8 protein-coding genes, 2 tRNA genes, 3 rRNA genes and 1 pseudogene are annotated in these 16,291 nt (G+C 41.4%); 12 read left to right on the top strand and 2 right to left on the bottom strand.

Features of this window, described 5'->3' with window-relative positions:
• Window positions 1-93: 93 nt before the first annotated feature.
• The 8 genes from def (at window position 94) to rrf (ending at window position 9,434) form a co-directional block, all read left to right on the top strand.
• Window positions 94-624: a peptide deformylase gene (gene def / locus B9T30_RS05550; RefSeq protein ID WP_086184126.1), complete on the top strand. Its 531-nt coding sequence runs from the start codon at window positions 94-96 to the stop codon at window positions 622-624.
• 92 nt (window positions 625-716) lie between these two features.
• Complete coding sequence (locus B9T30_RS05545) at window positions 717-1,142, top strand: DUF2946 family protein (RefSeq protein ID WP_086184125.1); 426 nt, start codon at window positions 717-719, stop codon at window positions 1,140-1,142.
• A gap of 88 nt (window positions 1,143-1,230) precedes the next feature.
• The gene (locus tag B9T30_RS05540; protein WP_086184193.1) at window positions 1,231-3,288 is read left to right on the top strand and encodes a TonB-dependent copper receptor; all 2,058 of its coding nucleotides are present in this window, start codon (window positions 1,231-1,233) and stop codon (window positions 3,286-3,288) included.
• Between the two features lie 781 nt (window positions 3,289-4,069).
• Window positions 4,070-5,609, top strand: a 16S ribosomal RNA gene (locus B9T30_RS05535).
• A 61-nt stretch (window positions 5,610-5,670) separates the two neighbouring features.
• Window positions 5,671-5,747: transfer RNA gene (locus B9T30_RS05530), tRNA-Ile, on the top strand.
• 50 nt (window positions 5,748-5,797) lie between these two features.
• Window positions 5,798-5,873, top strand: a tRNA-Ala gene (locus B9T30_RS05525).
• Between the two features lie 366 nt (window positions 5,874-6,239).
• A 23S ribosomal RNA gene (locus B9T30_RS05520) occupies window positions 6,240-9,137 on the top strand.
• A 182-nt stretch (window positions 9,138-9,319) separates the two neighbouring features.
• A 5S ribosomal RNA gene (rrf, locus tag B9T30_RS05515) occupies window positions 9,320-9,434 on the top strand.
• The 16S, 23S and 5S rRNA genes sit together here with 2 tRNA genes alongside, the layout of an rRNA operon.
• A gap of 329 nt (window positions 9,435-9,763) precedes the next feature.
• Here rrf and B9T30_RS05510 read toward each other — a convergent pair.
• Window positions 9,764-10,512, bottom strand: a pseudogene (locus B9T30_RS05510) (IS5 family transposase).
• Between the two features lie 409 nt (window positions 10,513-10,921).
• Here B9T30_RS05510 and B9T30_RS05505 point away from each other — a divergent pair.
• The 4 genes from B9T30_RS05505 to B9T30_RS05490 all read left to right on the top strand — a co-directional run bounded on the left by B9T30_RS05505 (window position 10,922) and on the right by B9T30_RS05490 (window position 15,084).
• Window positions 10,922-12,271 carry an MFS transporter gene (locus B9T30_RS05505; RefSeq protein WP_086184124.1) on the top strand — a complete coding sequence of 450 codons (1,350 nt, stop codon included), beginning with the start codon at window positions 10,922-10,924 and terminating at the stop codon, window positions 12,269-12,271.
• A gap of 218 nt (window positions 12,272-12,489) precedes the next feature.
• Entirely contained in the window at window positions 12,490-13,170 is a 681-nt protein-coding gene (locus B9T30_RS05500) for a helix-turn-helix domain-containing protein (RefSeq protein ID WP_086184123.1), read from the top strand.
• 60 nt (window positions 13,171-13,230) lie between these two features.
• Window positions 13,231-13,554 carry an ankyrin repeat domain-containing protein gene (locus B9T30_RS05495; protein ID WP_086184122.1) on the top strand — a complete coding sequence of 108 codons (324 nt, stop codon included), beginning with the start codon at window positions 13,231-13,233 and terminating at the stop codon, window positions 13,552-13,554.
• Window positions 13,555-13,902: 348 nt separating this feature from the next.
• The gene (locus B9T30_RS05490; protein ID WP_086184121.1) at window positions 13,903-15,084 is read left to right on the top strand and encodes a PQQ-dependent sugar dehydrogenase; all 1,182 of its coding nucleotides are present in this window, start codon (window positions 13,903-13,905) and stop codon (window positions 15,082-15,084) included.
• A gap of 604 nt (window positions 15,085-15,688) precedes the next feature.
• Here B9T30_RS05490 and B9T30_RS05485 read toward each other — a convergent pair.
• Window positions 15,689-16,231 (bottom strand): NADPH-dependent FMN reductase, encoded by a 543-nt coding sequence (locus B9T30_RS05485; protein ID WP_086184120.1) that lies wholly within the window; start codon window positions 16,229-16,231, stop codon window positions 15,689-15,691.
• Window positions 16,232-16,291 lie beyond the last annotated feature (60 nt).

Here is a 16,291-nt window from a genome sequence, read left to right as displayed (position 1 = left end):
TAGTTGCGTTATAATAACGATATTACACACATTTTTTTGATGAAGCATTCCTTCATTTTGTTTTTTGATCAATGGCATAAGTGAGGACACCGTATGGCCTTATTACCTATTTTAAGTTTCCCGGATCCCCGTCTTCGCACCATTGCTAAACCAGTCGAAGAAGTCACTGATGAAATTCGTCAGCTTGCAGCAGATATGTTTGAAACCATGTATGAAGCTCCGGGCATTGGCTTGGCTGCGACACAAGTTGATCAACATATTCAGCTGATTGTCATGGATTTATCTGAACACAAAGATCAACCCCTAGTGTTTATTAACCCGAAGGTTACGCCATTAACTGAAGAAACTCAGCCTTATGAAGAAGGCTGTCTATCTGTGCCTCAAATATACGATAAAGTTGAGCGTCCGTCACGCGTAAAAATTGAGGCCATTAACCTTGAAGGTCAATCATTTGAGGTAGAAGCAGACGAACTTCTCGCTGTTTGTATTCAACATGAAATGGATCACTTAAATGGTAAATTATTTGTCGATTATTTATCGCCCTTAAAGCGTCAACGTGCACGTGAAAAAGTGGAAAAAGTGGTTCGTCAGCGCCAAAAAGACAAAGTCGCAGTAAAGCGCTAAGCGACTGCTTTAAGAAAAAATATGCCAAACAAAGCCCAATTTTGATTGGGCTTTGTTATACTTGCGGCGCGAAAAATTGCAGGATTCACTTTTTGCTGTTACGTAGTGGCTTATTGCTATCTTGTATAGCTGTGTTTTTACAGATTGCTGTTTTTTTACAGCCCTTGTTACCGAAGCAGTATCAGATTGCTCCGGTCTGTGAAACCATCACGCGTGCATTATTGCTTCAGCCTGCTACTTCTCATCAGTCCCATCACCAATCTTCTCATCACTTTGTTGATCAGGACAGTCAACTGCATAGCCAAGATGCAGGACATCATCACGATGCCAATCATCAATGTCAGTACTGTACGGTTTATGGCAATTTGGTTTTGCCACCTGAATTAAATGTCAAAGAAGTGTTAGATCGGATACAGATTCGTTTAGTTGCCTTTCAAAAAGCATTTTTACATGTTTATTTTGTTCTGCAACGCCTCTATTTACTCCCTCAAGGGCGAGCCCCACCACACTTTGCTTAAATCAAAACTTAATTTTTAGGGTCTTTAAGACGCTAGACCTTGTGCTGCTTTATTCGCAGCCCATATTTATGATTTAAGAGAGATGAAAATGGCTCAGCCAAAATTCTTTTTACAGCCTTTGTCGGCTGCAATTTTTGTTGCGTGTTATTCGGGGGCGGCATTTGCTGCGGAGCAAGTCCATGTGGCACAACGTTTAGCGCCAATCGTCGTGACAGCTCAGACTGCACATGATGCCAATGGGCTGATTATTCGGGCCGATCCTAAACAGCCGATTCAACCCATTCCAGCCACCGATGGTGCAGATTATTTACAAAGTATTCCGGGCTTTAGTTCAATTAAAAATGGTGGAACCAATGGCGATGTCACGTTTCGTGGCATGTTTGGTTCACGGATTAAAATCTTAACCGATGGTTCTGAAAGTCTAGGCGCATGTCCAGCACGTATGGATGCCCCGACGTCTTATATTCAGCCCGAAAGTTATGATCAGATTTCTGTGGTTAAAGGCCCGCAAACTGTGCAATACGCCAATACAGGCTCAGCGGCAACGGTTATTTTTGAACGAAAAAAACCAGAACTCACTGCTGCAAAACCTTATCAAGGTCAAGCCAGTGTACTAATGGGTTCCTTTGGACGCTTGGATCAAAATGTGGAAACAACACTCGGGGATGCCAAGAAATATATTCGTTTAAATGCCAATCGTTCAGAATCGAATAGTTATCAAGATGGTGATGGGAATACAGTACCCTCTGCTTGGGAGCGCTGGAATGCCGATGTGGCACTGGGTTGGACCCCAGATGAAAATACGTGGTTGGAGTTGACGGGTGGAAAGTCGGATGGCGAGGCTTTATATGCAGGTCGTGATATGGATGGTTCACGATTTGCTCGTGAAAGTCTGGGGCTGCGTTTTGAAAAGAAAAACCTGACCGATGTGATTCAGAAAGTTGAAGGGCAGGTCAATTATAGTTATAACGACCATGTCATGGATAACTTTAGATTAAGAACGCCACCGATGACACACGACATGATGACGCATCAAATGGTATCTAATCCATCAGAGATGCAAGTCACCCGCCGTACTTTGAATACCCGTTTCGCCATGACCAGTGAGTGGGACAAGCTGAATTTAATCACTGGTATCGACTCTCAGCAGAATCATCATGCAGGAAGCATGATTATGTACGCCATGCCTACAATGAATACACCATTGACCACCAATATGAAATTTCAGTCCTATGGTGCATTTGGTGAGATGGCGTATCAATTCAATGAGCGCTCTAAACTGGTAACAGGTGCACGACTTGACCAAGTCAAAATTGATGCGTTGAAGCTCAATGATGACCGTTCAGAAACTTTACCTAGTGGTTTTATCCGTTTAGAAAACCAATATCCTGAACATGATGCGAAAAGCTATATCGGGTTAGGCTATGTTGAACGTGTTCCTGATTATTGGGAGTTGTTCAGTACCGCGCACGGTAACTCTGGGATGTCTAAGCCAGCATTTAATGATTTAGATACTGAAAAAACCTTGCAGTTGGATTTGGGCTATCAGCATCAACATGGTGCTTTTAATTCATGGGCTTCAGCTTATGCGGGTTTAATTAATGATTACATTTTGATGAGTTACCATAACCATAGTTCAGGTCATGGTCATAGCTTCAGTGCAGGAGCAAAAAATGTCGATGCCACTATTGCAGGGGCGGAAGCAGGATTAGGCTATCAATTTAGTGATGCTATTCAGGCGGATGTGAGTGCTATGTATGCATGGGGTGAAAACAGCACAGACAATAAGGCATTACCGCAAATCGCACCGTTAGAAGGGCGCTTTAATCTGCGTTACGTTCAAGATAAATATACCTTGGGCATGTTATGGCGTGTCGTTGCAAAACAAGATCGCATTAGCTTAAACCAAGGGAATATCGTGGGCTATGACATAAATGAGAGCAAAGCGTTTAGCACACTGGCATTAAATGCCTCTTATCACCTTATGAAAGATGTTGATGTAGCCGTTGGCGTTGATAACGTTTTAGATAAAACCTACACCGAACACTTAAATAAAGCGGGAAGTTCAGGTTTTGGTTTTGCCAGTAATGAGCAATTCAATAATACTGGTCGTAATTATTGGGCACGAATCAGTCTGAAATTTTAATATTTTATCTTTATAAGTATGGAAAACCGCTGTTGAGAAATGGCGGTTTTCTTTTTTACAGCTGCTTAAATACATATTTAAGTGATATTGAGCCTAAAGTTTGAAAAGAGTATCTGGGATATAAAACGGGGTTTTGATGATTAAACAACCAATGTGATGCAGAATACAGCAAGATTGGTGTTAAATTTAAACGATAAATTTCAGATTAAACATATTAATTTAAATTAAATAATAAAAAACAATATCTTATGTTTGTTTGTTGTAGATATTGATGAGTGATCTAAAAAATTATAAAAATATTAAAAATAAATAAGCTTTATATATCAATTGTATATGTGTTTTGTGGTTTGAAAATCAAGCATGTAAAATGAAATATGCCAAATAAGGGTTGCATGGGAAATTTTTTCCCCTATAATGCGTATCCATCGGCGGTGATGTTAAATAAAACCTCTGGTAAATCAATGAGTTGGTTGGATTGTTAAGATTTCGAATGAGATTTTAAGATTAGATTTAAACTTGGGTTTGTCGGAAAAGAATTTAACAAAACCTGTTGACTTTCTCTGGAAAGAGAGTAGTATAGCCGACCTAGCTTGTTGATGACGAATCAGCAAGAAGATCATTAAGAGATTATGAAGAACAACTTGTGTGGATTTTTACTGGTTGATTGATCGAAATTATTTTCATTGATTGATGGTAGAAATTACTCGAAGTTTATTTGAGAAATATTTGTCAGAAAATTGATGAGCCAAGATTGGCACCCTTTAAGGTGCTAAGCAATATTAAACTGAAGAGTTTGATCATGGCTCAGATTGAACGCTGGCGGCAGGCTTAACACATGCAAGTCGAGCGGAGATGAGGTGCTTGCACCTTATCTTAGCGGCGGACGGGTGAGTAATACTTAGGAATCTGCCTATTAGTGGGGGACAACATCTCGAAAGGGATGCTAATACCGCATACGCCCTACGGGGGAAAGCAGGGGATCACTTGTGACCTTGCGCTAATAGATGAGCCTAAGTCAGATTAGCTAGTTGGTGGGGTAAAGGCCTACCAAGGCGACGATCTGTAACGGGTCTGAGAGGATGATCCGTCACACTGGGACTGAGACACGGCCCAGACTCCTACGGGAGGCAGCAGTGGGGAATATTGGACAATGGGGGGAACCCTGATCCAGCCATGCCGCGTGTGTGAAGAAGGCCTTTTGGTTGTAAAGCACTTTAAGCGAGGAGGAGGCTACTTAGATTAATACTCTAAGATAGTGGACGTTACTCGCAGAATAAGCACCGGCTAACTCTGTGCCAGCAGCCGCGGTAATACAGAGGGTGCAAGCGTTAATCGGATTTACTGGGCGTAAAGGGTACGTAGGTGGTCTTTTAAGTCGGATGTGAAATCCCTGAGCTTAACTTAGGAATTGCATTCGATACTGAAAGACTAGAGTATGGGAGAGGATGGTAGAATTCCAGGTGTAGCGGTGAAATGCGTAGAGATCTGGAGGAATACCGATGGCGAAGGCAGCCATCTGGCCTAATACTGACACTGAGGTACGAAAGCATGGGGAGCAAACAGGATTAGATACCCTGGTAGTCCATGCCGTAAACGATGTCTACTAGCCGTTGGGGTCTTTGAGACTTTAGTGGCGCAGCTAACGCGATAAGTAGACCGCCTGGGGAGTACGGTCGCAAGACTAAAACTCAAATGAATTGACGGGGGCCCGCACAAGCGGTGGAGCATGTGGTTTAATTCGATGCAACGCGAAGAACCTTACCTGGTCTTGACATAGTAAGAACTTTCCAGAGATGGATTGGTGCCTTCGGGAGCTTACATACAGGTGCTGCATGGCTGTCGTCAGCTCGTGTCGTGAGATGTTGGGTTAAGTCCCGCAACGAGCGCAACCCTTTTCCTTATTTGCCAGCGGGTTAAGCCGGGAACTTTAAGGATACTGCCAGTGACAAACTGGAGGAAGGCGGGGACGACGTCAAGTCATCATGGCCCTTACGACCAGGGCTACACACGTGCTACAATGGTCGGTACAAAGGGTTGCTACCTAGCGATAGGATGCTAATCTCAAAAAGCCGATCGTAGTCCGGATTGGAGTCTGCAACTCGACTCCATGAAGTCGGAATCGCTAGTAATCGCGGATCAGAATGCCGCGGTGAATACGTTCCCGGGCCTTGTACACACCGCCCGTCACACCATGGGAGTTTGTTGCACCAGAAGTAGGTAGTCTAACCGCAAGGAGGACGCTTACCACGGTGTGGCCGACGACTGGGGTGAAGTCGTAACAAGGTAGCCGTAGGGGAACCTGCGGCTGGATCACCTCCTTAACGAAAGATTGACGATCGGTAAGAATCCACAACAAGTTGTTCTTCATGAAGATGTATCTGAGGGTCTGTAGCTCAGTTGGTTAGAGCACACGCTTGATAAGCGTGGGGTCACAAGTTCAAATCTTGTCAGACCCACCAATCTAACGCGAGCTAGAGAGAAGAAGATATATCGAATCTAATGATAAGCTGGGGACTTAGCTTAGTTGGTAGAGCGCCTGCTTTGCACGCAGGAGGTCAACGGTTCGACTCCGTTAGTCTCCACCATATATAAAGCTAGGTGATTACAGAATTTAGTAAATATACAATCAAATCATTGATTGGTATTGTGTTTATTAAATTCTGTGATTTATCACAGTTACCTACGATCTGACGAAGACGTAGTTAATCATTAACAGATTATAAATTTGAGTTGAAATAAATTGTTTAAACTCAGAACCAATTAAACACAGCAATGTGACACGCAAGTGACATGTTGGAGTGAATAAAAGGAACTGAGCACTAGCGATTAACTGAATCAAGCGTTTTGGAAAACGAACTAGATTGAAGCTGTACTGTAGTTAAATCTACAAAACTTTAAGCAAGGTCATCAACATTAACTTGTAGTGTTGAAACGACTGTTTGGGGTTGTATAGTCAAGTAATTAAGTGCATGTGGTGGATGCCTTGGCAGTCAGAGGCGATGAAAGACGTAATAGCCTGCGAAAAGCTCCGGGGAGGCGGCAAATATCCTATGATCCGGAGATTTCTGAATGGGGAAACCCACTTACCATAAGGTAGGTATCGCATGATGAATACATAGTCATGCGAAGCGAACGAGGGGAAGTGAAACATCTCAGTACCCTTAGGAAAAGAAATCAATTGAGATTCCCTTAGTAGCGGCGAGCGAACGGGGAAAAGCCCATTAAGTTATCTAAGTTCTAGTGGAATGCTCTGGGAAGTGCAACCATAGTGGGTGATAGTCCTGTACACGAAAGGGCTTAGATAATGATGTCGAGTAGGGCGAGGCACGTGAAACCTTGTCTGAATATGGGGGGACCATCCTCCAAGGCTAAATACTCCTGACTGACCGATAGTGAACCAGTACCGTGAGGGAAAGGCGAAAAGAACCCCTGTGAGGGGAGTGAAATAGATCCTGAAACCGCATGCATACAAGCAGTGGGAGCCGGCATTGTGTCCGGTGACTGCGTACCTTTTGTATAATGGGTCAGCGACTTATATTCAGTAGCGAGGTTAACCGAATAGGGGAGCCGTAGAGAAATCGAGTCTTAATAGGGCGAATTAGTTGCTGGGTATAGACCCGAAACCAGGTGATCTATCCATGAGCAGGTTGAAGGTTGGGTAACACTAACTGGAGGACCGAACCCACTGTCGTTGAAAAGCCAGGGGATGACTTGTGGATAGGGGTGAAAGGCTAATCAAACTTGGTGATAGCTGGTTCTCCCCGAAAGCTATTTAGGTAGCGCCTCGGACGAATACCATTGGGGGTAGAGCACTGTTTCGGCTAGGGGGTCATCCCGACTTACCAAACCGATGCAAACTCCGAATACCAATGAGTACTATCCGGGAGACAGACTGCGGGTGCTAACGTCCGTAGTCAAGAGGAAAACAATCCAGACCGCCAGCTAAGGCCCCAAAATTATAGTTAAGTGGGAAACGATGTGGGAAGGCATAGACAGCTAGGAGGTTGGCTTAGAAGCAGCCACCCTTTAAAGAAAGCGTAATAGCTCACTAGTCGAGTCGGCCTGCGCGGAAGATGTAACGGGGCTAAAACTATATGCCGAAGCTGCGGATTTGCAATTTATTGCAAGTGGTAGGGGAGCGTTCTGTAAGCCGATGAAGGTGTATTGAGAAGTATGCTGGAGGTATCAGAAGTGCGAATGCTGACGTGAGTAACGACAATGCGAGTGAAAAACTCGCACGCTGAAAGACCAAGGGTTCCAGTCCAACGTTAATCGGGGCTGGGTGAGTCGACCCCTAAGGCGAGGCCGAGAGGCGTAGTCGATGGGAAATTGGTTAATATTCCAATACTTCTGTGTAATGCGATGAGAGGACGGAGAAGGTTAAGTCAGCCTGGCGTTGGTTGTCCAGGTGAAAGGTTGTAGGCATGTATCTTAGGCAAATCCGGGGTACTCTATGCTGAGAACTGATAGCAAGCTGTACTTGTACAGTGAAGTGGCTGATACCATGCTTCCAGGAAAAGTCTCTAAGCTTCAGTTACACAGGAATCGTACCCGAAACCGACACAGGTGGTCAGGTCGAGTAGACCAAAGCGCTTGAGAGAACTCTGCTGAAGGAACTAGGCAAAATGGTACCGTAACTTCGGGAGAAGGTACGCTGCCGACGGTGATGGGATTTACTCCCTGAGCGGTTGGCAGCCACAGAAACCAGGCCCCTGCAACTGTTTATTAAAAACATAGCACTCTGCAAACACGAAAGTGGACGTATAGGGTGTGATGCCTGCCCGGTGCTGGAAGGTTAATTGATGGGGTTAGCGTAAGCGAAGCTCTTGATCGAAGCCCCAGTAAACGGCGGCCGTAACTATAACGGTCCTAAGGTAGCGAAATTCCTTGTCGGGTAAGTTCCGACCTGCACGAATGGCATAATGATGGGGGCGCTGTCTCCAGCAGAGACTCAGTGAAATCGAATTCGCCGTGAAGATGCGGTGTACCCGCGGCTAGACGGAAAGACCCCGTGAACCTTTACTGCAGCTTGACATTGAACTTTGATCTTACTTGTGTAGGATAGGTGGGAGGCTTTGAAACTCGGACGCTAGTTCGAGTGGAGCCAATCTTGAAATACCACCCTGGTAATATTGAGGTTCTAACTCTGCTCCATTATCTGGAGCGAGGACCATGTCTGGTGGGTAGTTTGACTGGGGCGGTCTCCTCCTAAAGAGTAACGGAGGAGTACGAAGGTGCGCTCAGCGTGGTCGGAAATCACGCGTAGAGTATAAAGGCAAAAGCGCGCTTAACTGCGAGACCCACAAGTCGAGCAGGTACGAAAGTAGGTCTTAGTGATCCGGTGGTTCTGTATGGAAGGGCCATCGCTCAACGGATAAAAGGTACTCTGGGGATAACAGGCTGATACCGCCCAAGAGTTCATATCGACGGCGGTGTTTGGCACCTCGATGTCGGCTCATCTCATCCTGGGGCTGAAGCAGGTCCCAAGGGTATGGCTGTTCGCCATTTAAAGAGGTACGCGAGCTGGGTTTAGAACGTCGTGAGACAGTTCGGTCCCTATCTACCGTGGGCGTTGGAAATTTGAGAGGATCTGCTCCTAGTACGAGAGGACCAGAGTGGACGAACCTCTGGTGTACCGGTTGTGACGCCAGTCGCATCGCCGGGTAGCTATGTTCGGAAGGGATAACCGCTGAAAGCATCTAAGCGGGAAGCCTACCTCAAGATAAGATTTCCCAAGGACTTTATGTCCTCTAAAGAGCCGTTGAAGACTACGACGTTGATAGGTTGGATGTGGAAGTGCAGTGATGCATGAAGCTGACCAATACTAATTGCTCGTGAGGCTTGACTATACAACACCCAAACAGTTGTATTGCTCATCTAATTCGATACAAAATACTTGATTTAGTTCAAAAGCTAGTTACAATACCAACTCAAATTTAGCATAATCTGTTAATAACTCATTTGGAAAAAGCGAAGGCATACACTGAAAAGTGCATAAATAAGACCCAAGCAAGTATCCATAAACAGTTGTGCTGGCGACAATAGCAAGAGTGAACCACCTGATCCCTTCCCGAACTCAGAAGTGAAACCTCTTCGCGCTGATGGTAGTGTGGGGTTACCCATGTGAGAGTAAGTCATCGCCAGCTCATTATTCCTAAAAACACCCCCAACCTAAACGTTGGGGGTGTTTTTTTATGTGGGGAATAATGATTAAAATATTAGGCGGCATAGTATGAATCGACTTGACTACTTTACATACAAAATAATGATCGAAATACGCTGTCGAGCTGTATAGATAATCGTTGAAGTTTATTTTTTACTTAGGGCTTGTTAATATTTACTAGATCACTTGTACTAAAGCAGCTGATTTAGATCAAACCGATAATTTGAAAATAGATATAATTCATATCAATCCGCTAACTTTATTTTTGAGGATAAGCCATAAAATTAGAGAGAATGATTCTAGAGCGTGTCCTCATTTGGCTTTACACCAAATAAACATGCAGGCAATGTAGACCATAGACTGATAATTTCGTGCAAGCTTATCAAATCGTGTTGCAATAACTCGGAAATGTTTTAACCTCGCAAAGGCATTTTCAACTAGATACCTTAATCGATATAGATATTTATCAAATTCTTTATTTAATCTTTTATTATTTGATCTGATTGGAAGAACTTGGATCATCTTCTTGTTTTTATTAAATATTCTTATGTTGTCAGCATCATATCCCTTATTTGCAATCAGATAATCTGCTTCTTCTACAGGATCTATCAATTGCTCTCTAATTGGGCTGTCGTGGACTTCACCCCCAGTGATTTTAAAATCAATCGGCAATCCATTCGCGTCGGTTGAAGATGTATTTTTGTTGTTCATCCACCGCGTGATTGTCCAATTGTTCGTTCGAAACCATTCCCAGCTCCACTTGCATATTGATGCACGCGTATGTAGCTTCCGTCAATGAGTACCCATTCTTAATCCAAGACGCCTCGTAATCTAAAAAAACTTATTCCACAATCCCTTACTTGCCCAGAGATTAAAACGATTATAAGCAGTTTGCCAAGGACAAAATTCTTGAGGAATATCACGCCATGTCGCGCCTGTACGTATTTTCCACAAGATAGCTTCCATGATATTTCTACTGTTCTTTGAACAGTAGTAACCGTACACCGCGTTGTATCTTGGATTTGTTGCCAAATATCATCTGTTAAAATGGTACGTACCATTGAAAAATATAGAAATACAAATAATTTGGAAGACTATTTTAAGTCTTTAAAATCTATTCTTCAAATGAGGACAGGCCCTAAAAGAAGAGTAAATGCTTTGGGTAAAGTGAGAATAAATATATAAAAAACACACTAAAAATAAAGTGCTAGCTGTTTAGTAGAAGTGGATAAAAGTAGAAAGAGTACTGTCTAAAATATGTATGAAATAAAGATAACTCCTGCATAAAAATTATATTTTTAGAAAATAAATATAAAAATCATATGTTTGTAGATTATTTAATATAGCGTTACTGTTTATCCCTAGGTCTAATTGTCCATGAAATTTGACTCGCGTATATTGCGCCAAAATTGAATTTTACTTAAAAATTCATGTGAAATTTTTAGCAAGTACTCATGGGAGATGAGAACGATGACAACAGAGAACTTAGATATTAATTCTGTAGTCGATAAAGCGAAATTTACCCCGTTCCACTTCAATGTCGTGGCTTGGTGCTTATTGATTATTTTATTTGATGGCTATGATTTGGCAATTAATGGTGTGGTATTGCCGCTTTTAATGCAAGATTGGGGCTTAAGCGCTGTGCAAGCTGGAATGCTTGCGAGTACAGCATTGGCTGGTATGATGTTTGGCGCAATGTTCTTTGGCTCTTTAGCAGATAAGATTGGCCGTAAAAAGGTCATCATGATTTGTATTGTATTATTCAGTGGTTTAACCTTTGCTGGCGGCTTTGCATCTAATCCAACTGAATTCGGTATTTTGCGCTTTTTAGCTGGTTTAGGTATTGGCGGTGTAATGCCGAACCTTGTTGCATTAACTTCTGAATATGCACCCCAAAAGATGCGCAGTACACTGGTGACTACAATGTTCAGTGGTTATGCGGTGGGTGGTGTAATGGCCGCATTATTGGGTTCATGGTTTACCCCAACATTTGGCTGGCAGGTGATGTTCTTTATTGCTGGTATTCCTCTTTTTTTATTGCCTGTGATCTGGAAATTTTTACCTGAATCTTTAGCATTTATTGTAAAAGAAAATAAACAGGAAAAGGCCCGCAGTATTGTTCGTCGTTTGGCGCCAAATCTAACGGTCAATCAGAATACAACATTTACTTTGCCGAAGGTTGATGAACCTGAGTCTGCAAATGTCGTGAGTTTATTCCGTCGTGGCCGTACAAGCAATACACTCTTGTTCTGGTTAGCATTTTTTACATGCTTACTGACGATGTATGCATTGAGCAGCTGGTTACCGAAGCTGATGATGGCTGCGGGCTACTCAATGGATAACAGCTTAATGTTCATGATGGTTATGAATGTAGGGGCGGTAGTCGGTATTGTCGGTGGTGGTATTTTAGCGGATCGTTTCCATTTAAAGCCAGTGTTGATGTGTCTTGGTATGATGGGTGCAGTTGTAATGAGCTTAATGGGCTTCCAGTCGAACCAGTTCCTACTTTATATTTTGGTGTTCTTGGCTGGGGCGGCTTCAATTGGTTCGCAAATGCTGTTGTATAGCTATGTTGCACAATTTTACCCATTGGCGATACGTTCAACAGGCATTGGCTGGTCGTCTGCAATTGGCCGTATGGGTGCAATTGTTGGCCCAATTTTAATTGGCAGTTTATTGGGTATGGACTTGCCTGCGCACTTTAACTTTATGGCAGTGGGTTTACCTGTATTAATTACGGCAATTGCGGTTGCTTTAATTATGCATGATGATGAGCCTGAGAAAGTGAGCAGTGCTGAACCAGCAGTTTCTAAAGCTTAAGAAATCAAATTTAAAAAGGAGCCTCCGAAAGGGGGCTTTTTATTGTATATTGAATACATCTAATAATTTATAATATTTAAAAATATGAGCGGCTTAGAAACAATAGGGTTAGGTGTAATTACTAATTTAATTAGTGATGGCATAAAGAAGATTAAATCTCCGAAAAAGAAATCGGAATCAAAAAAATTTCTGAACGTCTTCAACTCATTCTTAAATTAATGAATGAAGAACGTAATGAGAAATTTACAATCGCAGAATTTAGTAAAATATTAAAATTAAAGAAAGTAAGTGACTTAGAAAAATATTTTCTGAATGAAGATGAACCAACTTTCAAATTTCTAAAAAAATTTTCAAATGAATTTGGAATTAATATCACATGGCTGACTGAAGGGAAAGAATATCCTTTCAAATGGGATCAAGATATATATATTCATTACTATGATAATTGTTTAAATAAAATTGAAAAATTAAATCCTCAAATTATTTATTTTATTAGATCTGATAGTTTAAATGGCGAAACCTGCATAATGCTTGAAATTGATGATCATCACTTTATTGTTCTAAATACATTTTTTCATTTTAGTATTCAGAATGGTCATGGTGGTACTCTTTCCTTAGTTGATTTAAGAAAACTGATTATGACCCTTATAATAGAAAAGAAATATATAACTAAAGGAATAATCGTTTCTAATAAAATTTTCAATGACTTATATGAAGGAAAAATTTCTCCTTACACTGCCTTATGTCGAAAGAAGGGGAGATTTCAACATTGGCATGATGATTTTACCGATATTCATAATGAAAGATATGGTTATCAACATCACCAAAAATATAATCAAAATTTTAAAGATGCCTTTAACATTGTAAAAAATTACATTGAAATAAATAGTGAAATTTGACTCCTATTCCTTTTTTGGAGTTTTATGTTTTAATCGATTAAAGTTTTTGGAAAAATTTATATGCAATTTAATTCTATCTCCCCAATCCCTGAAGATGATGACGAGCTGCATCTTCCTGAACTGGTGTACTGGGCATCTTTAGGCGACATCGAACAGGTCGAGCAGGCGCTACAGGAAGGTCTGGACGTCAACTCTGCCGATGAAGAAGGTTATAGTGCCTTACATGCAGCAGCTGAAAATGATCATTTAGAGGTAGTGAAGCTATTGATTAGTAAAGGTGTAGATATTAATCATCGCAGTACTTATACAGCTTTAGAACTTGCTGAAATGGCAGGAAATCAAGAAATAGTGAGTTATCTAAAGAGCTTAAAAGGAATAGCTTAAATCACTTAAATGCAAAAAAGCCCTATCATGATGAGAGGGCTTTTTTGTATGCGTTGCTTAGGTATAACTTCTGCCATACCTCACATCCTGATGTTCAAACTTATTGTTATTGTTTTCATTTGAGAAACGTCCTGTTTCCTAATGAGTTAAGCATAATAAAACTCCATTCGTTGGTATATACGCAAAAAGCAGCAGCCTGTGTACGTTATTTCCTACACTATATATAATTTTTGTCCATTATTTTTTTTAGGATCAATGGGCAGTAGCAATTAACAATAAAAAATAGTGATTTTGAATAAATTACTTAGAATGACAATGATAGCAACTTGCATAAAAGTGGAAATCATAATGAAAATATTACGACTGAGTCTGCTTACTACGGTGACTTTAACAAGTTCTTTGATTTTAATGGCATGTAATGCACAAACAAACTCTTCTAAATTTGAGCAAAAAACAGCGGCTGAAACAGCCAAAGCAACATCTGCAAGTCGGATCGATCAAACCTATCAAATGAAAATGATTGCACAGTTTAATGAACCTTGGGCAATGGCAGCTTTAAAAGATGGTCGTGTACTGGTGACGGAGCGTAAAGGAAAGTTAAAACTATTTAATCCAAAAACAAAACAACACGTTGAAATTAAAGGACTACCTACAGTGGCTTATGGTGGACAAGGCGGCTTAGGAGATATTGCATTACATCCTCAGTTTCAACGTAATCATTGGCTTTATATCAGTTATGTCGAAGCGGGACAGGGTGGTTATGGTGCTGTGGTTGCACGTGGTGAATTAGATTTGTCGGATGCTCAAAACCCGCAGATAAAACATTTAAAGACCATTTGGACACAAGTGCCCAAAGTACAGGGGCAAGGACATTATTCACATCGTATTTTATTTGGTGCAGATGGAAAGCTATGGATTAGTTCAGGTGAGCGGCAGAAATTTGATCCTGCACAGGATATGAACTCCAATTTAGGCAAGATTTTACGTTTAAATGATGATGGTACAGCTGCGTCGGGTAATCCTTTTGTAGACAGAGGTGAAATTGCCAAACAAGTCTGGTCATTGGGGCATCGTAATCCATTAGGTATGGCATTTGATGATAAAGATCAGCTTTGGAGCGTTGAAATGGGTCCTAAGGGTGGCGATGAACTCAATATTATCGTTAAAGGTGAAAATTATGGCTATCCCGTGGTTTCGAATGGCGATCATTACGATGGTACAGATATACCTAATCATGATACTTATCCAGAATTTAAAGCACCTGCGATGAGTTGGACACCTGTTATCTCCCCATCTAGTTTAATTTTTTATACAGGAAATCAATTTCCTGCATGGAAAAATAAAGCGCTGATTGGTGGCTTATCTTCTAAGGCAATTGTGATTGTGGATACTGAAATGAAGCCTGTGATTGAAGTACAGCATTTAAAGATGCAGCAACGGATACGTGGTTTACTCGAAGTTGGGGATGGTTCAATTTGGGTGCTTGAAGATGGGAAAAATGCCAGATTACTGCAATTCACCGCGCAATAATCTGCCTTTAATCAGGGGTAATAGACGCTGTACATAACGCTTTAAAAGAAGCCTTTTAACTTCCTAAAATAGATCGTGATGTTCATTTAGTGGTGCATCGCATTGATTTTCTGCGCCACCAGACTTATGACAACCCGAACTGTTTATGCTCATCCGTATTGATTGTTTTACGGGGCGATCTTGAGCGACTCAACGTGATTTATATCGCTTGATTGTGGAAAAATTACATCACTTCTCAATTTCATCAGGTCAAAATTATTTTACGAGAAAGTGCTTTAGAGAATGGGGAGCATACGGGGTGGGCAAGCGGCGTTTAATGTTGATTTAGGCTTTCAAGTAAATCTTTAATTGATAAATTCTGAGTGTCCCAAGCATGAAATAAAAAAAGCCCCGACATCCTGTCGAGGCTTTTTCATATTCATTTAAAGGTATTACTCCTGTCGTACTTATCAGCTTCCTGCTGTTTATGCTTTATTGTTATTTTTTTATGCATTAGAGACTTCCTGTCTCTGTATGACTTTAATATAGCGTTATAAATGATGTGTGAAAAGTGCTGATTTTCTGCAACTGTTGTAAGCCAAAACCGACAACAGGCTAAAAAATATCAGGCACTGACATATTGGATCAATTTATCCAAAATGGATGTCAGCCTTTTTTCATCAAATTCATTGGGTTCAAATTCTTCCGTTTTATTGCGTGAGAAGATGTCACGAATTTCAATGACTGCATTACTGTCAATTAAGCCCAATTGTGTGCCGACTTGACGAATTTGATCAATCGAACGTGATCCATTGGTTGCACCATAGCCAATATAGGCCGCGGGTTTACCTTGCCATTCTTTGCCTAAGTAATCTAAAGCATTTTTTAAGGCTGGACTGTAGCCATGATTGTATTCAGGGCTGATAAAAATAATGGCATCGGCTTGGGAGATTTTGTCTGCCCATTCTTGTTGTTTGGGTTGATCATAAATACCCGTAATTGGAGGATGTGCTCCTGCAAAAATAGGCAGATCCCATTGTTTTAAATCGACCAGTTCAGTCTGAACGGTACTAAAATTTGCTTTTTCGATACTGCGTTGTACCCAACGTGCGACTTTAATCGCAATACGCCCTTCACGCACACTACCAACAATAATTTGAATTTTCATGTTGAACCTGTATTTTTTTATGTCGTTGCGCTCTAAATTAATATGAATATGCAGGGCTGA

The sequence above is a fragment of the Acinetobacter sp. ANC 4973 genome (assembly GCF_002135275.1).
GTDB classification, from domain to species: Bacteria; Pseudomonadota; Gammaproteobacteria; order Pseudomonadales; family Moraxellaceae; genus Acinetobacter; species Acinetobacter kyonggiensis.
The sequence above is the reverse complement of the archived record's forward strand: the minus strand, read 5'-3'. Positions and strand labels throughout refer to the sequence as shown.

Excerpts from the sequence above, each read along its gene's own strand:
- B9T30_RS05485 (WP_086184120.1), bottom strand. The coding sequence starts at position 16,231 with ATGAAAATTCAAATTATTGTTGGTAGTGTGCGTGAAGGGCGTATTGCG.
- B9T30_RS05540 (WP_086184193.1), top strand. The coding sequence starts at position 1,231 with ATGGCTCAGCCAAAATTCTTTTTACAGCCTTTGTCGGCTGCAATTTTT.
- B9T30_RS05490 (WP_086184121.1), top strand. The coding sequence starts at position 13,903 with ATGAAAATATTACGACTGAGTCTGCTTACTACGGTGACTTTAACAAGT.
- B9T30_RS05495 (WP_086184122.1), top strand. The coding sequence starts at position 13,231 with ATGCAATTTAATTCTATCTCCCCAATCCCTGAAGATGATGACGAGCTG.
- B9T30_RS05500 (WP_086184123.1), top strand. The coding sequence starts at position 12,490 with ATGAATGAAGAACGTAATGAGAAATTTACAATCGCAGAATTTAGTAAA.
- def (WP_086184126.1), top strand. The coding sequence starts at position 94 with ATGGCCTTATTACCTATTTTAAGTTTCCCGGATCCCCGTCTTCGCACC.
- B9T30_RS05505 (WP_086184124.1), top strand. The coding sequence starts at position 10,922 with ATGACAACAGAGAACTTAGATATTAATTCTGTAGTCGATAAAGCGAAA.